18 protein-coding genes are annotated in these 22,471 nt (G+C 32.8%); 2 read left to right on the forward strand and 16 right to left on the reverse strand.

Translation table 11 applies throughout. The features are described 5' to 3' along the window. The first annotated feature begins 170 nt into the window (after positions 1 to 170). Complete coding sequence (locus DFR66_RS10650; RefSeq protein ID WP_114754833.1) at positions 171 to 1,016, forward strand: mechanosensitive ion channel family protein; 846 nt, start codon at positions 171 to 173, stop codon at positions 1,014 to 1,016. 20 nt (positions 1,017 to 1,036) lie between these two features. Here DFR66_RS10650 and tsaB read toward each other — a convergent pair whose 3' ends face one another. The 3 genes from tsaB to DFR66_RS10665 all read right to left on the reverse strand — a co-directional run bounded on the left by tsaB (position 1,037) and on the right by DFR66_RS10665 (position 4,471). Then, complete coding sequence (tsaB, locus tag DFR66_RS10655) at positions 1,037 to 1,705, reverse strand: tRNA (adenosine(37)-N6)-threonylcarbamoyltransferase complex dimerization subunit type 1 TsaB (RefSeq protein ID WP_114754834.1); 669 nt, start codon at positions 1,703 to 1,705, stop codon at positions 1,037 to 1,039. A gap of 84 nt (positions 1,706 to 1,789) precedes the next feature. After that, on the reverse strand, positions 1,790 to 3,094 hold the full coding sequence (locus DFR66_RS10660) for an efflux RND transporter periplasmic adaptor subunit (protein WP_114754835.1): 1,305 nt from the start codon (positions 3,092 to 3,094) through the stop codon (positions 1,790 to 1,792). 6 nt (positions 3,095 to 3,100) lie between these two features. Next, positions 3,101 to 4,471, reverse strand: coding sequence for a TolC family protein (locus DFR66_RS10665; protein ID WP_114754836.1), 1,371 nt, complete (start codon positions 4,469 to 4,471; stop codon positions 3,101 to 3,103). A 192-nt stretch (positions 4,472 to 4,663) separates the two neighbouring features. Between DFR66_RS10665 and DFR66_RS10670 the strand changes: the two genes are divergently transcribed. Then, positions 4,664 to 6,073 carry a DUF4403 family protein gene (locus tag DFR66_RS10670; protein WP_114754837.1) on the forward strand — a complete coding sequence of 470 codons (1,410 nt, stop codon included), beginning with the start codon at positions 4,664 to 4,666 and terminating at the stop codon, positions 6,071 to 6,073. A 113-nt stretch (positions 6,074 to 6,186) separates the two neighbouring features. Here the strand turns inward: DFR66_RS10670 and DFR66_RS10675 are convergent, their stop codons facing one another. From DFR66_RS10675 to sov, 13 genes are all read right to left on the reverse strand, one after another. Further along, positions 6,187 to 6,426 (reverse strand): hypothetical protein, encoded by a 240-nt coding sequence (locus tag DFR66_RS10675; RefSeq protein ID WP_114754904.1) that lies wholly within the window; start codon positions 6,424 to 6,426, stop codon positions 6,187 to 6,189. 16 nt (positions 6,427 to 6,442) lie between these two features. Next, entirely contained in the window at positions 6,443 to 6,985 is a 543-nt protein-coding gene (locus tag DFR66_RS10680) for a DUF420 domain-containing protein (protein ID WP_114754838.1), read from the reverse strand. A 2-nt stretch (positions 6,986 to 6,987) separates the two neighbouring features. After that, positions 6,988 to 7,674, reverse strand: coding sequence for an SCO family protein (locus DFR66_RS10685; RefSeq protein WP_114754839.1), 687 nt, complete (start codon positions 7,672 to 7,674; stop codon positions 6,988 to 6,990). A gap of 6 nt (positions 7,675 to 7,680) precedes the next feature. Next, on the reverse strand, positions 7,681 to 8,322 hold the full coding sequence (locus DFR66_RS10690) for a hypothetical protein (RefSeq protein ID WP_114754840.1): 642 nt from the start codon (positions 8,320 to 8,322) through the stop codon (positions 7,681 to 7,683). A gap of 76 nt (positions 8,323 to 8,398) precedes the next feature. Then, positions 8,399 to 8,749 (reverse strand): cytochrome C oxidase subunit IV family protein, encoded by a 351-nt coding sequence (locus DFR66_RS10695; RefSeq protein ID WP_114754841.1) that lies wholly within the window; start codon positions 8,747 to 8,749, stop codon positions 8,399 to 8,401. Between the two features lie 18 nt (positions 8,750 to 8,767). Continuing rightward, positions 8,768 to 9,745 carry a cytochrome c oxidase subunit 3 gene (locus DFR66_RS10700; RefSeq protein ID WP_114754842.1) on the reverse strand — a complete coding sequence of 326 codons (978 nt, stop codon included), beginning with the start codon at positions 9,743 to 9,745 and terminating at the stop codon, positions 8,768 to 8,770. A gap of 42 nt (positions 9,746 to 9,787) precedes the next feature. Next, positions 9,788 to 10,375 (reverse strand): cytochrome c oxidase subunit 3, encoded by a 588-nt coding sequence (locus DFR66_RS10705; RefSeq protein ID WP_114754843.1) that lies wholly within the window; start codon positions 10,373 to 10,375, stop codon positions 9,788 to 9,790. A 2-nt stretch (positions 10,376 to 10,377) separates the two neighbouring features. Then, positions 10,378 to 11,280: a heme o synthase gene (gene cyoE / locus DFR66_RS10710; protein WP_114754844.1), complete on the reverse strand. Its 903-nt coding sequence runs from the start codon at positions 11,278 to 11,280 to the stop codon at positions 10,378 to 10,380. An 81-nt stretch (positions 11,281 to 11,361) separates the two neighbouring features. Next, positions 11,362 to 13,485 (reverse strand): gliding motility protein RemB, encoded by a 2,124-nt coding sequence (locus DFR66_RS10715; protein WP_114754905.1) that lies wholly within the window; start codon positions 13,483 to 13,485, stop codon positions 11,362 to 11,364. A 19-nt stretch (positions 13,486 to 13,504) separates the two neighbouring features. Then, positions 13,505 to 14,248: a deoxyribose-phosphate aldolase gene (deoC, locus tag DFR66_RS10720; RefSeq protein ID WP_114754845.1), complete on the reverse strand. Its 744-nt coding sequence runs from the start codon at positions 14,246 to 14,248 to the stop codon at positions 13,505 to 13,507. 223 nt (positions 14,249 to 14,471) lie between these two features. Continuing rightward, complete coding sequence (locus DFR66_RS10725) at positions 14,472 to 14,888, reverse strand: VanZ family protein (protein ID WP_114754846.1); 417 nt, start codon at positions 14,886 to 14,888, stop codon at positions 14,472 to 14,474. Further along, positions 14,842 to 15,222, reverse strand: coding sequence for a glycine cleavage system protein GcvH (gcvH, locus tag DFR66_RS10730; protein ID WP_114754847.1), 381 nt, complete (start codon positions 15,220 to 15,222; stop codon positions 14,842 to 14,844). Before gcvH ends, DFR66_RS10725 begins: the two co-directional genes overlap by 47 nt. Before the next feature lie 81 nt (positions 15,223 to 15,303). Beyond that, positions 15,304 to 22,452 carry a T9SS outer membrane translocon Sov/SprA gene (gene sov, locus DFR66_RS10735; protein ID WP_114754848.1) on the reverse strand — a complete coding sequence of 2,383 codons (7,149 nt, stop codon included), beginning with the start codon at positions 22,450 to 22,452 and terminating at the stop codon, positions 15,304 to 15,306. Between the last annotated feature and the right edge of the window lie 19 nt (positions 22,453 to 22,471).

The raw sequence follows: 22,471 nt of genomic DNA on the forward strand, positions 1-22,471 counted from the left end.
CAGCATTAACATTGGTTCAATATATCAACAAATTCATATTTGACAGACCAATCAATAATATCAAAATTCAAATAAACTAATTTCACCCAACGGGTAAAAAATAATTTATTTGTATTTTTGAACTTCAAACTTAACCTTCTCTTTTGGGAAGGTTTTTTATTAGACAAAAAATGAACATAAATCCCAATCAGCTAACTGATTACGCCAATACTTTTATCAAAGTGTTAATTGACTATTCTCCAAAATTAATTTCTGCATTCATAATTCTTTTTGCAGGTCTTTATATCATCAGGCTTATCAACAGGTTTATCCGAAGAATAATGGTAAAACGGAATTTGGACCCTACACTGACCCGTTTTCTGGCTGATATTTTACTTTGGGTTTTGAGAATAATTTTGTTTGTTTCCTTTATTTCCAAACTGGGGATTGAAACATCGTCATTTGTGGCCATTCTTGGTGCAATGGGACTCGCAGTAGGTTTATCACTGCAAGGTTCCTTGTCGAATTTTGCAGGTGGAATGTTAATTATCCTTTTTAAACCTTTTCGGGTGAGTGATACTATCGAAGCACAAGGCGTTATAGGAACTGTAAGTGAAATACAAATTTTTGTAACCAAATTAGTTACGGCTAACAATCAAACTATTTTTATACCAAATGGTTCCCTTTCTAACGGAAACATTATCAATTATTCATTGGAAAAAATCAGAAGAGCTGATTTGACTATTGCTATCTCTTATGACACAAACATTAAAGAAGCTAAAGACATTATTACTAAGGTTTTAAAGAATAATCCAAAAATATTAGAAACACCAGCTGCCGAAGTTTCTGTAAAAAACCTTACTGATAGTGCCATACAAATTGCCGTGCGACCATGGGCGAATAACGAAGATTTCTGGGGCGTTTATGCTGATACACTACAAAATTGTAAACAGGCTTTTGATGACGCAGGAATTATTATTCAGCCATTTGTCAAAGAATCTTCTAAAAAAAATAACCCAACTGAACAGCTGGAATAATCAATACATTCAGGAATGCTCTATTTCTTTGAAGATGTAACCATAAAGTCTTTCAAATAATACGGTTCAAAATAAGCGACATCAACTGTGTCGTTTATTTTGAATTTTTCAAAACTTATTACACTCATTCCTTTAGCAGAAGGATATACAACTTTGTCTAGGAAAACAAAATTTTCTTTGGTCAAAACCGACTTACATTTTTCGGAACAATCACCAATAAAATAAAGGGTTTCTTGAAAATTTTCAAATGAATTCTCTGTAATTATTTCTGCAAGAACTTCTCTTTTTTGCTCAAAATTTGGAGTAAAAACAGCACTATACACTTCCATTCTTCGGGCATCAATCATGGGAATGATTAATCCGCTAGAAACAGTTACCTGTGACGCTAAAGATTGTAATGTATCTACAGCAATTAATGGGATTTCGAGCGCGTAGCACAACCCTTTAGCTGCTGAAACACCTATTCGCAATCCTGTGTATGAACCTGGACCCTGACTTACAGCAATAGCTGATAAATCTTTAAAGGTTATTCCAGCTTCTTTTATAATTTCTTCAATAAAAACATGTAGTCGTTCCGCATGTGAATATCCTTCCTCTGCAATTTCTTTACAGAAAATAGTTTCCCCATCTTTTGCGAGAGCGACTGAACAATTTTTTGTCGCTGTTTCAATATTTAGTATGTAGCCCAATTTTAGATTTTATTTTAAATTAAGAAATCACAAGCACAAAATTAGATTTTATGATTGTGATTTCAAAATTGTTAACATTATAGGTTACTTTTTACTTTCTCCTTTTTCTTTATCCGTTTTTAGCATTACTTTGTCTCCTGAATTTAAGTCCTTAGAAACGGTAGTATATGGTCCCGTAATCACAACATCTCCCTTTTTAAGACCTGTTAAAACCTCAATATTTGTGTCGTCTTGAATTCCGGTTTTAATGATTCTAATTTTAGCTTTATCCCCTACTTTTACAAATACACATTCATATTTCTTATCACTTTTAGGTGCTGCTCCTTTTTGCTCTTCTTTTGGATCAACTACTACAATGTCTTTTACGTCAGCAGTATCTGATTTTACCACAACTGAACTAATTGGCACAGATAAAACATTCGCTTTTGTTTCAGTAATAATATCTACCGTAGCAGTCATTCCTGGTCTAAATGGAGAATAGGTGTCCGGTTTTCCCTCTAATAAATCTTGATACGATTCTTTCAGAATTCTTACTTTAACTTTAAAATTAGTTACTTGATCTGCTGTCAATGCTGAACTAGCGGAATTAGAAATACTTGTTACAGTTCCCTTAAATTGTTTTTTCAAATACGCATCAACTTCAATATTAGCATCGTCACCTACTTTTATTTTTACAATGTCATTTTCATTGACATCTACTTCTACTTCCATATTATTCAAGTTGGCCACTCTCAATATTTCTGTTCCTGTCATTTGTTGCGTTCCTAAAACACGCTCACCCAACTCTACATTTAACATAGAAATCGTTCCATCCGCAGGGGCATAAATTGTAGTTCGACCTAAATTATCTTTAGCTTCATTTACAGTTGCAGAGGCACTTTGAACATTAAAATATGCGTTTTGTTTGGTTGCTTTTGCTACTTCATATGACGCAATCGCTTTATCCCAGTCAGCTTTTGAGATAATTCCTTTTTCAAATAAAATTTTATTTCTATCGTAATTAGATTTCGATTCTTTAAAAGAAGCGTCTGCTTGGCTTAAATTTGCTTTGGTTCCTGATAAGTTTGAAACCGAACGATTATAGCCAGAAGTGTACAAATCAGGATTTATTTTTACCAATAAATCTCCTTTTTTTACTGCTTGACCTTCTTTTACATTCAAGGAAATGATCTCTCCAGATACTTCCGATGAAATTTTCACTTCAATTTCCGGTTGAATTTTCCCTGTAGCCGACACCGTTTCGATAATTGTAGCCGGAATTACTTGGGTAATTTCAACTTCGGTTCCTTTATCTTTATTACCGATAACACCTGATTTTGAAAGTATTATTAAACCTGCAATGATTATAACTGCACTACCTATTAGGATATAAATTGTTTTCTTAGACATAATAAATTAGTTTTTGATAAGTGGAATTCCAAAATAGAATTCTAAAATTTTGATTTTGAAAATATAATCGTATTTGGTTCTGATAACTTCTGATTGTGCATTAGTCAATAAGGTTTGCGATTGGTTGAAATCAAAAGAATTCATCAAACCTACATCGTATCTTTCTTTAGCATAATTATACGCTCCTTGTCTGGAATCTAATGCAACAACTGAGGATTCATATGCATTCAACGCTCCTTTTGCATCTGTAAATGCAGTAAAAACATTTCTCTGCAAATCTAAATCTTGTTGCTCTACAGCAATTTTAGATCGTTCTAAACTCACCTTAGAACGCTCTACATTATTTCTTACTGAAAACCCATTAAAAATTGGAACAGATAATTGCGCTCCAAAAGATTGTCCTTTATTATCACTAAACTGATTAAAAAATGGTGCTGAATTTCTTGTGCCAATTATATTTCCCATGTTATCAAATTCTGGCACATCAGCATAAGAAACCCTACTGTTAAAACTATAGAATCCTTGTATAGTTGGCTGAAAAGCTCCTTTTGCAATTTCAAGATCTTTCTGGGCAATCTCTAAATTTGTTCTGGCAATTTTCAATTCTGTTCTATTCTCAACCGCTATGTCATAAATAGCAACTGGAGTTTGAGCCATGATATTATTATCATCTTTCATGTTTGTATCATCTACAACATCAAAATTTTCAAAATCTTTTAACTGTAACAATTGCGCTAAACTTAATTTCGAAATTAATAATGCATTCTCTGCAATAATAACATTCTGATTATTTTGAGCTACAGTTGCTTTTATATCCAATAAATCTCCTCTAGGAATCGATCCTGCTTTTACTAATTCTTCTGAACGTGCAAATTGCTTTTCATTAATTCCCAATTGCTCTTTTTGAACTTTTAAATTTTCCTTATTGAAAAGCACTTGCAAGAAAGCATTAGCAACATTTAAGGCAATATCCTCTTGCATTTTAAGCAATTGATATTTGGCCGCAACTATCGAAAGATTAGCTCTACGAAGCGTATTCTGATTTTGTAATCCCTTATAAATATCTACACCAACATTAGCGCCAGCAGATGTAAATTGAGTCGTTTGATTACGTAAAAGCCCTGTAGTAATATCCTGGTTTAAACCAATATTCCAAGAATGGGATGCACTAGCATTTAGAGAAGGAAGGAAATTCCCAACGGCATCTTTCTTGTTAATCAATGCCGTTTTTGAATCCAATTCGGATTGCTTAACGGAAATATTATTTTGAATGGCATATTTAACACATTCCTCTAAGGTCCATTTTTTAGATTGAGCCTGAATTGATACGCAACTAATCAGCATGGCAATTAAACTAAGAAAACTTCTTTTTTCCATAAATTTTGAATAAAAGCGCAGCATTGCTGCAAACAAATTTAACTTTTTCTAATAAAAATCTATGAAATTAAATAAAATATTTAAATCATAAATCAGTTATAAAACAATTAGACTTTAGAAATTAGCATTTGTTACAAAAATTCATAAAAAAAGAATTCTTTTGTTAATTTTGCTTTTATAACTCCCGTAAATATGCTGAAATTCTCTCCCACTTTACTTATATTCCTTTCAATTTTATTCGTCTCAAGCTGCGCTACAACGAATAAAATAGACGCTTTAAAACCAGAAGCAGATGACGCTACACCATTGACATACGAAAACATTCCGTCTTACATAAACATGCCTATTAGTGTCAAATTAAAAGATATCGAAAACCAAACTAATGCAGTACTAAGCGGTTTAATTTATGAAGATAACAACATTGAAGATGATGACATCGCAATGAAGGTCTGGAAACTTGCCCCATTAACAATCAAGAATGATGCTGGTGAAAAAGGCGAAAAAATTAAAACTATTTTACCTTTAAAAGCAATCGTAAAATATAGAATTGGAACCAAAAAATTAGGAGTAGAAATGTACGACACTCGAGAATTTAACCTTGATGGTGTTGTGACTTTAGTAAGTGATGTGGCTTTGATAAATTGGAAATTAAACACCAAAACGGAACTAAAATCATTAGATTGGAATGAGAGTCCTACAATGACTGTCTTTGGAAAAAATGTTCCTGTTACCTACTTAATTAACCCTGGAGTAAAACTATTTAAATCAAAAATTGAAAACAAAATTGACGAAGCTATAACTAAAGCCATGGATTTTAAACCAAATGTCTTAGCAGCTTTAGAAAAAATTTGCGTTCCTTTTCTAATGAATGACACGTATGAAAGTTGGCTTCGGATTGTGCCAATTGAAATTTACTCGACCAATGCTAAGTTGAAGAATGATACTTTCGTACTGGATATGGGAATGAAATGTAACATGGAAACATTAATTGGAAAACAACCGGAATCTAAATTCAATGCCTCGAAAATAATAATAAAATCCGTAAGCAAAATACCCGAGGACATTACGGCAAATATTGTTGCTATTTCTACGTATCAAGAAGCTTCAAAAATTATGACCAAGAATTTTGCCGGTCAAGAATTTGGTTCTGGTTCAAATAAAGTCAAAGTTCAAAATGTAGCCATTTGGCACAAAAAAGGAAAAATGATAATTGCTTTAGATGTATTAGGTTCTGTGAATGGAACTATCTATTTAGCCGGATTTCCGCAATATAACGACAAGACTAAGGAAGTGTTTTTCGACCAATTAGATTACGCTTTAGATACTAAAAACAAATTGATGCGAACAGCAAATTGGCTAACACAAGGATTAGTTCTCAAAAAAATTGAACAAAACTGCAGATACTCCATAAAACCTAATCTTGAGGAAGGTCAAAAAAGTATGATGACGTATTTAAAAAACTATTCTCCTATGCAAGGAGTATATGTAAATGGAAAAATGGCAGCGGTTGAGTTCCAAAAAATACAACTAACAAATCAAGCTATCATTGCTTTTATAAAAGTAAAAGGAACAGTAAACGTATCTGTAGATGGATTAAAATAAAGTGGTCTGTCGTCAAGATCCTGTGCTTTAGAAATAGTGATTCGTTATCTATGCTTAACTAAATTACACTAATTTTGAGAATGAATGTTGAAAATACTTTTGAAATTAATTTTTTAGGATTTTTTCATTTTCATTCGATAAACAGCATAGCCTATTCCTGCGACTAGTATGTAAGGAATTACCATTAAGTAAACAATACCATCATTTACTGCTGCAGCTTGAGTTGCATTGCCTTCACTGGTTAATGCAGCACGACACATCGCACATTGTGCATTTGCTGTACCACTAAATAATCCAAGAACTATCAGAAAAGTATAACCTATGACTTTTTTCACATTTTTTTTGATTGTCATTTCAGTATTGTTGGCTTTAATAAACATAGTAAGGTGAAATCATAAAGTAAACAACAACTCCAGTTACTGCAACATACAACCAGATAGGAAAAGTGATTTTCGAAATCTTTTTATGTCTTTCAAAATTACCTGCTAAAGCTCTCACATAAGTAATTAATACCATAGGAATAATAGCAATTGACAAGATGATATGTGTAATCAAAATAAAGAAATAAACATATTTAACAGCTCCTTCACCACCAAATTTAGTAGAGTCAGAAGTCATGTGATACGCAACATACATCACCAAAAAAGCTACTGACAAAGCAATTGCACCTGTCATTAATCTTTCGTGAAGTTTTCTTTTACCATTTTTAATTGCTACGACAGCAGCAATTAGTAATACAGCTGTAATTCCGTTAGTAGTTGCATAAATGGGTGGCAAAAAAGAAAGAGGTTCTACTTCATAACCAAAATCTTTAAGTTTAACTCCAAAAAGTATAGCTACCGCTACCGGTATTATGATAGATACCGTAATAATAAATTTATTGAATTTTTTTTCTAACGAATTATTTTCCATTTCTACTCTTTTAATAAAATATTAATATCTTGTTGAAGGTTACGTACCCCTTTTTTATCTAAACCATCATAATATAAAATCGGATTCCCAAACTCATCATTTCTGCAACGTATGTTCCCGTTTTTATCAATTAAGGCGAATAAACCTGAATGTTCAAAACCACCCGCTACTTTTTTGTTTTCACCAGCATAAAGATTAAATCCTTTATTGGCTAAATTAAAAATATATGCTTTGTCACCCGTTAGAAAATTCCAATTGGAAGATTTAACACCCAAAAGAGTTGCGTGTTCTTTTAATACTTTTGCTGTATCATGTTCCGGATCAATAGTTATAGAAGCTAATCCAAAATTAGGATTACCAAAAAACTTTTTCTCTAAAACTAACATACTCTCATTCATTTTTGGACAAATGGTTGGACAGGTAGTAAAAAAAAACTCTAATACATACACTTTACCTTTATATACTGCATTAGTAATCTTTTTATTATCTTGATTTAATAATTCAAATTTAGGAGCAGGACCAATTTTTATTAACTGTCCTTCTTCTACTGATGCTGGATTAACAGTGTCTAATCGGTCTCCTTGAACTACTTTGTCATTTTTTATTCTTTCTACTATTTTTGGAACGACATAAATACCAAAAATCAAAATAATAAATGATATTCCTATGTAAGATTTATTTTTAAACATAAAATATTAAATTTTTCTAGTGGCATTATTGTTCTTTTTAAGCGCTGCACGATACTCATACAGAATCACTTTAAAATCGTCAAGCATTTCGTTACTTAACTCCGCTGGATGAAAAGTATTGTAGCCTTCTTTAGCATCTTTGACTAACTTTCTTCCACGAAGATTTCGTTTTTTATCAATTATGTAGACATTTGGCGTCCCAGTATGCTCATCTAATTTCTCAACTAATTTTAATTGATCGTAATATGTGTTAATAGCATCAGTTGATGCAAAAACAAAGCGCCATTGCGCGACATCAGTAAAAGCACCCAACGCATCCACAACTTTTTTTGCGTCTTTTTCTGTCCCAATAGGACAAATCATCACAAACTGAACATCCTTGAACTCATGATATCTTTGATAAATTTTTTGGTTTAAATTGAAAAGATTTCCTCTATTTTTCAAGAGCTCATCACCCATAAAACCAAGAATCGTTACTTTACCATTCAAACTGACTTTTTTTCCGTCTAAAGATTGCCAATCACCCAAATCAGCAGTATTTGGAGTTATAGTTGGTAATTTGGTAAACCCATTTACACCTGAAGCAAAAAAAAGGTACGCAACAATAGGCAAAATAAAAAGAACGAAAAGGACAATATTTTTTTTCATTGTAGTGCTGCTTTATTAAAGTACAAAAATAAAAAAAGGTACGCAATGCGTACCCTCTTTTTGAATTAATATCTTGTTAAAAATTCCATTTTATAGTAGAATTTTTAAAAACCTCATAAATATAATCACCTTCTGTCAAAAGAATGAAAAGTAAATATAAAATCAAAAAAATAACTGGATAAACAACTGCATTTCTTAAGGAACTTTTCTCTCCTTCCATATGCATAAATGCATAAACAATGTAGTAAGCTTTAAAAATTGTAAGAGCATAGAATATCCAATTAAGTAAGTTCATACTTAAAAAGTTATTCATGAAAAGAAAATCAGGTTTTAATATACCCAAATAAACTTCAACAATAGTAACGGCAGATAATATTCCGAAAACCTTCCAGATTCTACCAGTATTAGATACGTGTTCGTGTGACATGATAATTACTTTTTGAAATTAAACTAGATAGAAAACTGTAAATACAAATACCCAAACTAAATCGACAAAGTGCCAATATAGACCTACTTTTTCTACCATTTCATAACTTTTTCTTTTTTCGTAAGTTCCTATTAACACATTAAAAAATATGATAATATTTATGATTACTCCAGAAAAAACGTGAAAACCGTGAAATCCAGTGATAAAGAAAAAGAAGTCAGCAAATAATTTACTTCCGTATTCGTTTCTAACTAAATTTGCACCTTCTACCACATATTGAGCTTGACTCAATCTTGATTCAGATTCCGCTCTAGTAAGAACTGTTTTCTGTTTTGCAGCAGTAATTACCTCCGTTCTAATAAGAAGTTCAGGATGTGCTTTGAAACCAGCTTGAACTTCCGCAACTGAATAAGAAGGCAAACTTGGCTCATCCATAAACCATTTCGCTTTGTTACGGGTTAGCTGCTCTCTCTCTTCAGGAAGAGTAGTTGCAAATTCTGCTAAAGCAACTCTTTTTCCGTCTTTATCAACGAATTGTAGCAAACTACCGCCACTAGTTTCGACAGCACCATACTCACCTTTGATAAAGTTTTTCCATTCCCATGCTTGAGAACCTACGAAAATCAAACCTCCGATAATGGTTAAAAACATATAAAGAACAACTTTATCCTTTTTCATTTGATGACCTGCATCAACAGCCAAAACCATTGTTACAGATGAAAAAATCAAAATAAAAGTCATCAATGCCACATAATACATCGGAGCAGAAACGCCGTGCATAAATGGGAAGTGAGTAAACACTTCATCGGCCAATGGCCAAGTTTCAATAAATTTAAATCGTGAAAAACCATACGCCGCTAGAAATCCTGAGAACGTTAAAGCATCTGATACGATAAAAAACCACATCATTAATTTACCATAACTTGCTCCCATAGGCTCATTGCCGCCTCCCCAAGTTTTTTCTTCACTATTTGCAGTAGTAACTGTCGCTTCCATAAAAGTTATTCGTTAAAAAGTTCACAAATTTACGTTTTTTTCTTATTTAAAGAAATATAAAAACAAAAACAAATAAACCCATAATAAGTCAAGAAAGTGCCAGTACATTGCACCTAGTTCTATTCCAAGGGTTTGAGATGAATTGTATTTTTGTTTAAAATGATTATAAATTATAATTAGAAGTGAAATCACGCCACCAGCAAGGTGAATCAAGTGCACAACAGTTACAACATATAAAAAAGTAGTGGTTATTGAGCTTCCGCTTCCGGTAAAATAATACCCGTTATCCACTATTTGTCCAAATCCTACGAACTGTAAAATTACAAACAATATTCCTAGAATTAATGTCGTTAAAAGAAAAATAGTCGTTTTACCTTGATTGTTTTTCTGAATTGCTTTTTTAGCCAAATGAAAACACACACTACATCCTATTATTGCTGCAGTACTGTAATAAAAGGCTATTGGCAATTGAAAATCTTTCAACCAGTCTGCTCTAGATTTACTTACCACAAAAGCACTGGTAAGGCCCGCAAACATCATTATCATACTTACTATTGCAAACAACAAAATCAACTTATATGATCTGGCTGTTCTGGATTTTTGCTCTTCAGCTGTCATTACTATTTCCATATCTATCTTAAAAATTTATCAAATATATAAACCAACTGTAACAATGTTATATAAGAAACACTTACTAACATTAATGTTCTGGCCGCCTTTTCAGATCTTAATTTGTACAATCTTACAGCATAATAAAGCATCCACAATCCTAGTAAAAAAACAAAAGTAGCGGCTATTGGAGTCATATACAAACGTCCGGTGTAACCTAAAACTGGTAAAAGTGAAGCTAAAATCAACCAAACCGTATATAGTATAACCTGCAATGCAGTTCCTTTATCTTTTTTTCCCGTGGGCAACATAAAAAAACCAGCTTTCTCATAATCATCATACAAAAACCACCCAATAGCCCAAAAGTGTGGAAATTGCCAAAAAAACTGAATTAAAAACAAGGTTCCTGCTTCTATTCCAAAATCTCCTGTTGCCGCAACCCAACCTAACATAAAAGGAATTGCTCCAGGAAAAGCTCCCACAAAAACAGACAATGAAGTCATCGTTTTTAAAGGAGTGTAAACACTTGTATATAAAAAAATTGAAATAGCGCCAAACATTGCAGTTTTAGGATTGATTGTATAAAGTAACACAATTCCAAGAACCGTTAAAAAACTTGCTAAAATCAAAGCCGATAACGAAGACATTCTACCCGCGGGAACTGGACGATTCTTAGTTCTATCCATTAACGCATCCAAGTTTTTTTCAATAACTTGATTAAAAGCATTTGACGCTCCTACCATACAATAGCCTCCAACAGCTAGTTTTAACAAAATCATCCAATCTAATGAATGCAAATCATAAATCCCAAGCATAAATCCCGCGATAGACGAAAACACTACACTAATGGCTAAACGAGCCTTAGTAATTTCTCGGAAATCAATATAAATAGATTTTAATGAAAATGTATTTTGTGTTGCGTTCAATACTAGAGTTTATTTGTTTTGAAAAACTTCTGCAAAAGTAGTGTATCAAAAGGGATTTGGCAAAAAACAATTCACAAAATATTAATAATCAAAATACCAGTTAAAAATATCTGCTCTTAGTCCTAAAGTTATCCAATTAGTACTTTCGGTGAAAGTGTTTGCCGTATTTTTTGTGGGATCAAAACTTCTATAAATATAACTTCCAAAAAGCTTCAAATTTGTAGCAGGATTAACTAAATAACCACCTTGAAAGTCAGCAATAAAAACAGCCGTTTTATTTCCCTGACCTACTTTTACACCACTATCAAAAGGCCTATTTTCATCATAATCTTTATAGATATTCCCACCGTAATTAAAACTATCTTCAGCATTATCAAAATCGAGTCCTCGGGTTCCCACAGTAAGTTTTGCATCAGCAAAAAGCCTTCCTTTATGGTATCGAGCAATAGCAATAAATTCTTTGAAATTTCCTCCCCATTGATGTCCTATACTCTGATTATTATGAGCATAATTTGTGATTGGCATACTATGAGAATACACATAAGGACGTACGTGATTGTACTCTAACTGCAACAGTAAATTATCTACTTTGAAAGCATTGTAGTACTTAGCACCTAACTGATACCCATACTTGTTTTTCCAACTATTGTCTCCTGCCTTAACATCCCCTAGAGAAAATTCATCTAAAATAAACTGTCCATAAAAATTGATTTGATTACTCCATTTATACTTAAAAGTCAATCCTAAAACAGCATTTCCGCTTCTGGCAGATGAGGCAAATTCAACCGAACGATAGAATATAATTGGACTAACAAAATTCACATCAAATCCTCTGTCATTTGTATTAGTCCAAATTACTGATTCGAAGAAACCAAGATTCAGTTTATTAGAAACATTCCAACTCAAATAATGATTCGCCATAAATTTTGTGGCATACGTTCTTTCTAATGTCACTTCTGGACGAACATCCTTGAGCCACATATAAGTATTTGTATATTTTATTTTCCAAAAATTAGTATTCAATTTAAAATAAGGATACGGACTTGCACCATCACTTTCTAACAAAGAACGGTATCCATCCCCGATAAAATTTCTTCCATAACCTAATTGTAAATCAAGATATTTACTTGGTACAAAAGTCAAATTGGCTTCTGCCAAAGGAAAATCATAGGAATCAGTTTTAAAGTCCTTTGCGATTCCTATCCCAGGAATAATAGCTGGATTACCTCCCGCAGGTTTAATAGATTCTGCATAACGATTGAAATAATCTGCAAAACGCCCTTGACTCTCAAAAACAGTTGTAGAAAAATTAAGTTGCTTTCCCAAACCACCTCTAAAATTAATTCCACGTGTATTTACATAACTATAAGACGCCTCGCTTTTTGAAGCTTTACCAACCTGCAAATCAAATATAGGATTTAATGTAAACCAATACCCGTCACCCTGTATTTCAACAGCACTCTCATTCCATAATTTTCTTGCCCACCAACTGGATGCTCTTTTTTTTAAGTTATCATTTACTACTTTTAGATCATAATATTTTGAAACTTCTGCATACGTGTATGGTTTTGATGCCGTGTGATTATTACTTCCCACTTGATTTAAGGAACTGTCAAACTGCGCGTAATAACTGTGTGAAAAAGGAACATTTAAATTACTATCTAAATCTGGATTAGTAAATTTTTTATAAACAATACTATCCAATTCTGTAAGTTTCGGTTTGTTATTTGACACTATTTCAGCTTTTGCCAAAGTTTCTGCTTCAAGTTCAGCCCTACTTTTTAAGGGTATAGCAATAGTTATGGTAAACTTAGAATAGTTAGGTTTCCCGTTATATGTTGAAGGCTGTATTTTAGGAAAAGCACCAAAAACCCTTTTTGTTTCTTTTATCAATGCCTCATCAATAGCATCAACATAAATCACTTTAAAAACGCCATCACTATCTACTTCAAAAAGAACTTTTACATTCCCTTGAAAATTATTTTGCTTCAAATTATCTAGAACTTGAAAATTTTGAAAAACAAAATCTTGAACTTGACTGTAGAAACAGTTTTCTAGCTCTTTAGATTGTAAATTGACACATTCTAAAAAAACAGGAAATCGCACTGTTGAGTTTCCCGATTGGGCTGATGTATTAGTAATGTCTTGTGAATAAGTAAAAAAGGAAAACGAAAATAGAAACAAAGCCAGCAACCTTTTCTTCATGTTTATAATTTTTGTGAATTTAATATTCATTATTTAAATTTTGTCCGTTAGCAATACTTTTCGCGCCAGATGTACCTATCCTTTTAACACCTAATTCAATCATCTTGACTGCTTCATCATAAGTTCTTACACCTCCTGCAGCTTTAACTGGGAGAGGTGATGCGTTTTCTAACATCATCAATATTGAGGGAATAGTAGCGCCGTTTGGCAAATTATTTTCTGTCTTGTAGAATCCAGTAGAAGATTTTACATAAACCGATGAAAAAAGCTCTTGTTTGAAATTAGAAACTATTACATTTTTTATTAAACTGGATATCTGAATAATTTCCTTGTCAGTTAATGCTGCAACTTCAATAATCCACTTTACTACCTTATTATTATCTAAACCCAATTGGGTACATTTCAGTATTTCTTCTTTAACTAAGGCTATTTCCCCTCTTTTAAACGCATCATAATTACATACAAAATCTAGATCATCAGCACCATCATGTATCGCTTGAAGTGCTTCGCTAAGTTTATTTTCTAACAAAGATTTCCCTTCTGGAAAATCAATTACAGTTCCTATTAAGACAACTGAATTTGATTCAACAATCATTTTTTTTGCTAATGAAACCATATTAGGACGAATCATAATAAGTTTAAAATGTTCCTCAATTGCTTCACGGATAAATCCTTGAACGACCAAAGTGTTTTCTTTTTCGCTGAGTCCCGCTTGTTCTGCCGTTTTCAAATAGGTAGAATCTAGATATTGCTTGATATTCATGCGATTTGATTTCTTAATTAGAGTAGATTATCTAGTACAAAAATACATTTTATATAAACATAAGTTTACTTTAAAATTTCACTATTTTATATTTTTAATGCTAGAACTGAAGTTTCTAACTATTTTAAAAAAAAAGACTAACAATACTCAAAAAACATTCTAGATGCAAGGGCTATAAAATTAAAAAGTCCCAACTAAGTGGGACTCTATAATAAATCGAATCTTATCTGATTTTTGTTTTTAAATCGAATAAAATAATAACAGCTACTCCCAAAATTGCACCGAATATATTTGCTAAAACATCATATACATCTGCATGCCTAGTGGTGGTAAATAATTCTTGGGCAATTTCAATACCAATTCCAAAAAGAACAGAAAACAGAAATGAGGTTATTATGCATTTAACACTGTTTACAGCGTTTGTATATTTTTGAAAAAACAAAAAACAAAGCACTATTAAAACAAAATGAAAAAAGACGTGCACTAATTTATCTAGATTTGAAACCTCTTTCAGCGGAACATTATTTAGTTGAACTAAACAAAAAAAAGCAATAATTCCAGTCCATAATAAAGCAGCAAAAAAATAGACTTGTTTAGGCACCAATAAGTTCTTTGTAAGAATCACTAGATAACAAACCATCTACCTCTGCCATATTAGCTATTTTTATTTTGATCATCCATCCAGCTCCATAAGGATCAGAATTAACACTTTCTGGATTACTTTCAAGAGCGTCATTGAATCCAATAATTTCACCCGTTAACGGAAGAAACAAATCAGAAACGGTCTTAACAGCTTCTACTGTACCAAAAACCTCATCTTTTTCTAAAGTCTGGTCTAAAGTTTCAACTTCAACATATACAATATCACCTAATTCTTTTTGTGCAAAATCTGTGATTCCTACAGTTGCAATATCCCCATCAATACTAACCCATTCGTGATCTTTAGTATACTTTAAACTTACTGGTATGTTCATATAAATTGTATTTATTGATAATTTAAATTTTATGTCACAAATGTAATAATCTTCTATTCAAAATTGTTCCTTTTAGAAAAATTAATTCCCAAAATTATAACGAAGTGTGATTCCTGAACGGATATTTGTCAACGGAAAAGAAGTAGATATTACTGCTCTCGAAAAAGAGTGGTCGTAGTAAAAAATAGCCGTTAGGTTTTTGCTGAAAGCATAATCAGCTTTGAGAGTCAAAGACCATATATTTTGTCCACCTGCTAATTGATTGTTGTCGTAATCTAAATATCTTACAATCGTTTGATTATTTCTATAATTTATATCCGCTTTCAAATTGATATCACTTTTTATTATACCTGTTGGATTATCAGCTAGCCTAGATGAGAAAATTACGTCTTTAAAACGATAACCCAATCCTATAACATATTCTACACCTTTAACTTCTGTCAATAAATTATTATCAAAACTCATGGACAAAGCTCTATCTTTCTTTATTTCAGCTAACACTTTTAATGAGCTTTTCAATTCAAAATCCATACGCAATAATGGATTAAATTGTTCCACCAAGTTAATATTCGACATAATCGTTTGATTGAAAAAATTCCCACTCGCATCTTTTCCGCTTGGGTCTTTATCGTATTCAAAATTTGATCTAAAAGCGTTTATCGTATAGGAAGCTCTATAATTATGCTGCAATGAAAAACGTTTAAAATTCTTTTTAAACAAAGCATATCGCATCAAACCATTGTATTTTATTGCCCAGTTTGGAATAGGGAAGTTTCTAAAAATCCCAAGAGAAACATCCGAGGCATTTCCACCTGAGTAAGCCGCTAAAAAAGCAGGTAATAATACCGCTTGATTATTTTTTCCATATCCTAGCGGGAATCCATCTGGGTCCAAATTAACTGAATTATTAATGTCAATTCCTCTTTGCGTAGCTAATCGATTAGCCACCGTAAGTCTGTTTATTCTAAAATCATCAAATGCAACTGATGAATTTTCATCACTAACTGAAAAAGAAGTTTTTATCAACATTGTAGAAATTGAAAAAATACCGGTATCAAATGGCGATCTCGGATTATAAACCCCGTCAATAACATCATATTGCTCGGTAGAATTTTCTGAATAAGCTCGATCAAGTGTCAAGTCTATTTTTAAATCCGGTAGCAAATCTACATTTGCAGTTGCCTTAAATAATTTATTAGTCACCTGAGAAAAATTTTGATTAAAATCAGGATAGCTAGTCAACCAGCCTCTTTTAGCTGCTTCATATCTTACATCTTCTTGACTTCCAAAAATAAATCCTAACGATGGTCTAGACGAGCCAAGAAATCCAACACCTGGTGTATAACCTGGCAAGATAGTACCGCTGTTATGGGTGTAATTCATCTGAATGTTTTTAAAACTAGTCAAGACACCTATAAAACTATCTAAAAAACTATTGTTTTTTTGAGCTTGAGTAGGATTTGAATTTACAATTTTTTCGCCTGGTTTTGGAGCAGTTGCTTTAGGTTTTGGAACCGTTTTATTTGCATTTTTTGTAAGACCTAAATATTTATACAACATATCCATATTGAAAGTTGCATTCAAATTATTTGAACTCGAATTTTGAACAGTGTTTCCTAAATTATAACTATTTCCTTCAATTTCTATTTGAGATAATGCATTAGAAGTACGCTGCCAGCTATAGTCACCCGTGTAAGAATAATTTGCTTTAACAAAACTGAACAACGGAATTTTATTGATTGGAATTTCATAATTCAAAACCAATTGTTGCATATGCTGATTTGGATCTCCAATGTCCCAATAACTGTCCCAAATTGTAAAAGTATCTATAGGTTCATTATCTTCATTCAAATAGTTTTTTACAATATTACTTGAAGAAGCCGTATAATTCAATTTCAATGATTTAGTCAAATTATAATTAAATCCATATTGATAATTAAAAGCAAAATTTCTACGATACAAAGGTTCTAGACCAATTCCTTCTACATCAACCTGTCTAAATTGCTGACGGTTGTATTGCCTGATGATGTTAGTATTAAAGGTCACATTAGAAGGCAAATAATTAAAATTGAAATCGTTTAATAATTTCCAATAATTACTTTTTTTCATGAATTTTGACTTTTTGAAAGGCTCTATCGATTTTGGTTTAAATGTATAGGCATAGTCTACTGATGTATTTACCTGTTGATCTGCATAATCTTCAATTTCAAAGTCATGTCTTTCTACTTGATTAATTGACTGAGAAAAAGTAAAGTTCTCCGGATCATATATGTGTTGTTTTTGTTCTGGTCCTCTGTCTTTTCTAACACCAATTAAGTTTATACTTTTACGTTTTGTATAATCAATTGCTCTTTTTTCGATATTATCTTTTTCAGCTTGATTAGCTGTATTATTTAGTAATTGTTTTAGCTTTATATCTTGATTAAAAGGATCATATTGCGGAGTTATAGTCTCCTCACCAATAGCATAATTGAAAGGCAGGTTAATTTGCCATTTTGGAGGCAATAATTTACCAAGATTTACATTAGTAATAATACTATATTGCTCCATATCCTCACGATTTCTTTCGTTTGGTCCTTGTTCTAAAGTTCCAAAACCAATAGTACTCTTTTTACCTGAAACAGAAACTGTAGCAAAATCAGCTAAATTTGTATCTACATTTAATACAGCTGCCATCCCTCCTTGATTATCCATATCAGCTAAGCGAAGTTCATTGAACCAGACTTCTCCTTTGATATCATTTCGAGATTCGTTGTTCTTAAGACCTACCATCAGGGTACGTACTAATCCAAAATTAGGGTTCCCTTTTATACCCAATCGAAGTCTGTCACTTCCATCACCATCAGTATTTGCTGGGTCATTATCTGGATAATAAATACCGTCCAATGGCAGAGTGCTTGGATTAATACTCATTGCGAGAATCTTCAATTTTGTCAATAAAGCCAATGATAAATCTATCTCATTTTCTTCTGGCCATACTTCCGCAGCACTCAAAGGCGAACAATTCGTATTAGAACCAGAAGAAGGACTCGTCACTTTTAAAGGAATTTCAATTTGATAGAAATTTTGAGTAAAGTCATTACCAAAACGGATGAATCCTACCATTTGATTGTCCTGAAGAGCAACTTCATTAGGTAATGATTCTGCATGTAAAAACATTTTCAGTTTCTTGAATTGACGCATATCAATACTTACATTTTTAAAAACCGCTCTGGAATCCTCTGGCTCTAATCCTTTTCCAGATACTCTCAACGCTAACGACTGTTCATTTTGATTAATAATCGTATTGTTGTTAAATAGTTGCTCCCGTTGTACTCCTGGAGGAGGAATATAATTTATAGGGCATCTCTCGTTATTTTCTTGAACATTGACTGCTAACACATCTAGATTAGTACCATCGTCATCAACATTAGTATCATTAAAATCAAGTGTATTGGTATAACGTCTCCATTCACCTCGTACTAAATCCAATGCACCAAAACGAACGGTTACCTCTTCATTAAAACCAGTCATAAACATTCTCATGAAACGTATCGATCTAAAATCAGAAATGTTTCCAATAGTATTTTCGGGTTGTGAAACCGGTATTTTAAACTGTAACCATCTCGCATCAGTAGTGGAACCATCAGGCAAAGTCACTTGGGTATTTCTTATATCAGTAATATAATTTTGCCCTACACTCATGTTTGGCTGAACATCAATACTATATTCGTAATAAGCATTTATAGTATTCATCGTATTGTCCCTATTGATATCCTCTACATCAGGAACCGTTGATGAACCTCGATTTGGATCAGTGATATCCACCGCCGAGTTTCCATCAGTACCATTATAGTTTTTATACCGTTCCAAAATCCCTCCGGTTGTGTTCAAATAAAAAATATAATCATCTGCAGCCGGATCTAACTCTGAGGCAAAATTAGTATAAACAGAAGCTTCTTTATCATTAGCTAGACCATCAAGACCCACATCTTGATTCTTTCTGTTTGCTGCATTAGTGTCAAAAGCATAAATTAAAGATTGAGATGCTGGAACATCTCCCCATAATGGTTGAGGATTAACTAATATTTGATCGGGTCCCAGTCCGTTTTCATATTGTTTTCGCCCATCTTTCAGAACATCTTCAGATATTTCACCTAAATTGAAATATATTTTTCCCGTATTGGATTGTGGTGCCTGACCGTTTCCTACATATGGATCTAATATCCAAAACTGGATATATTCAACATTTCCTTGTTCGAAATTTGTAGAATTTAATGACCGCATAATTCCTCCAAAATTATCTCTAGGATTTGCTGCCGAATTTAAACTGTTATTATACGGACCTCTGTCAGAAGGATAATAACTTAGATCCAACGTATTTATAACTTGCGACTGTCCTTGTGCGATATCCGTCAAAGGATATAATTCCTCACTAAAAATTCTCCTAGTAGTATTAAATGACAAATCTTCATTTGAAATCCCTGTAGGTTTTTGAGTGTAAAAAACAGGATCAATAGAATACCAAGAAAGCTTTGCGCGTTTAAAACCATAACTTAAATCATTTGCATTTGCATTGAAATCATAAGTGCTCATGGCATTTCTCTCCGGTGTTGATGCCAGACTCCAAGCATAAGGGGTACGCATATCAATGGTTGATTGAGACCCTTCGAAATCATCTACATAAATAGTAGACTCGCCCTGAAATTGATCGGCTTGTGGAGTATCCGGTTTCAAAAAAGCAATTTCACCTCTTACAGAAATATTAGATGGCACATCAGTATCTACATTGGGTAATTTATTGACCATTCTAGTAAAAAATGGAACCTCGGTTGAAAAGTTAGTATTGAATCCAAAAATAGTATTGTTAACAGATTCCTGACCAAAACTTGATTTTTGAGTAAATGGTCTTTCAGTCATCTTGAGGAAAGTTCCTCCAATCAAGAAATTATCTGAAATTTTATGTTCGACATTAACACCCATAAACCTTCTAGTTTGCAAACCAAAAATGGAATTATTTTCCAATGAAACTTCGATAGGTGTATTCGAAGCCTGTAGTGACGGATCTAAAATCTGAACTCTTCCTAACTGATAGTTTACACTATAATCAATTCCTTCTACTAAAACTCTACCAGCCGCTGTAACTACTACAGAACCTTGCGGCACATTAAAAGCACCAATAGGTATCCCATCTCCGCCTGATGATTTATACCTACCCCTTAATAAAAATTTATTTTTATCACTGTCTTGCAAGGCACCTGACTGTGTATTACGGTACATACTGCGGAAAACATATTTTTTTTGATTTTCATTATAAGAACTCGTGTTACTATAATTTTCTCCTCCGGTTGACAATTTAGAAAACAATAATTCTCCAAAAGGCTCTTTTGTAGTAAAAATAATTCTTCCGTATTGCGCATCCATAGTTAAACCCGGCATAAAATCAAAAAAACCATCCCCTCCAGCTTGAGGATCATTGTTAAAATTTAATTTATCCAAGTTAAACACTTTTAACAAAGGCGTTTGGGCAACCTCATTTTGAGGCAATGGATTCGGCGGAAAAGAACTTCCTGGAACTTCAGTAATATAATTTAAAGGCGAAGGATCTGTGTAAAGAATGTTAAATCTAAAATCCTCTTGTTTTACTTGATAAGCCCCCGGAATCTGATAGATGTTTTTCATCATCAGGTTCCAAACTGGATTTTTAACATTCGTCAAATTACTTTTCAGCATTTTCAGAATTAAACTCTGAGAAATAATAGCTTGATTTGATGGGCTGTTTCCTGTAACTACTGTCGCATCTACACCGTCATTTCCAAATTCCCCGACTTGATACACCTGATCTCCAATTGTGTATTGGTACGCCACTGCTAAAACCTCATCGTTAGCCAATCTTTGTTGTAATGAGATATATCCTAATTGTGCGTTATAGGTGTATTCATTTGGGTTCAGCTTTCTAGCATTTTCTAATTTAGAATAATCTTGTCCTTCGCTTACAGTGACATTAAAACCTGAGTTTGCCGTTACAATTTCACGAATATTAGGATTAAGTAAACCTCCTCCTGCTTGTATTAATTCAGGATTGTATGCATTGTTTCTATTATCAGTTGGAGTTTCCGGTCCAGCAACAAAAAAAGGAGGACTTGAAGGAATAGGGTCTAAAACAACTACTTCATTATCCATCAAACCGTTTAATTGTCCTTCCCCTAAATCCTGAAGTGCAATAATATTTCTAAGGTTATTATTAGTAGCTACTACCCTATTTTGCTTGTTGGTTACCCAAATTTCCAGTCGGGTAATTTGAACTCTACTGTCTATGAATGGGTAATTTACTAATGATTTATCGTATTTATTTCTAAAGTACTGGGATAAAAAAAAGTGTCTATCATTATCATAATCCAATGCAAACATGTCAAAATCTTGAATTGTCCCTCCGCCTTGAGCAATTAAACTTTTTGTTTGTGATTTTTGCTCAGAAAACACGCCGGTAACTGTAGTTTTTCCAAATTGCAATTGTGTTTTTACACCAAATAAACTTTGTGCTCCCCTAATCAAAGAACTATTCAAAGGCATACTAACGTTACCCACTTCGATTTTTTGGATGATATCATCTTCAGTTGGCGCATAATCCAACTTCATTAGGTTTTGAAAAGCAAATGTTGATTGCGTATCGTAATTAGCGTTTACATTAAGTCGTGTACCTACCTTACCCATCAAACTCATACTAATCCTTTGATCAAAATCAAAAGCAAGATTAGACCTATTTCTGGGAGAAAAAGAGGGGTTGTCTTGTTTTGTGTACCGCATTCCTAAATCCATTTCTATAGATCCTGTAGGTTTTACATCAATGGTATTGCTTCCAAAAATAGACTCGAAAAGTCCTGATTTTACATAATATCTTGGCAATAAATCTTTTTTAGCTTCATCACTACCTTCTTTTTTTCCTTCAATTGCATCTAACTTTTTCTTAAAATAATCGCGCATTGATTCTTTCAAAACCAATTTTTCGTATTCTTTTGGCGTCAATATAATAGGATAGTTGATAGAAAATCCATCAATAGAACTAGTGTATATATACCTGTCTGTTATAGGATCATAGGTGTAGGCAGAGAGAATACTCTTTGGGTTTTTCATCTGGACTTTCCCAATAGAAAATCCTGTTTTAACGGTATCCTGAGCTGCTTGATTTACTTGGGCTTGCGATGCAAAACCACATAATAATACAAGTAAAAAAATACAAATTTTATGCATACAACTCGTGTTTCTTGAA

The organism is Flavobacterium glaciei, assembly GCF_003350545.1.
GTDB classification, from domain to species: Bacteria; Bacteroidota; Bacteroidia; order Flavobacteriales; family Flavobacteriaceae; genus Flavobacterium; species Flavobacterium glaciei.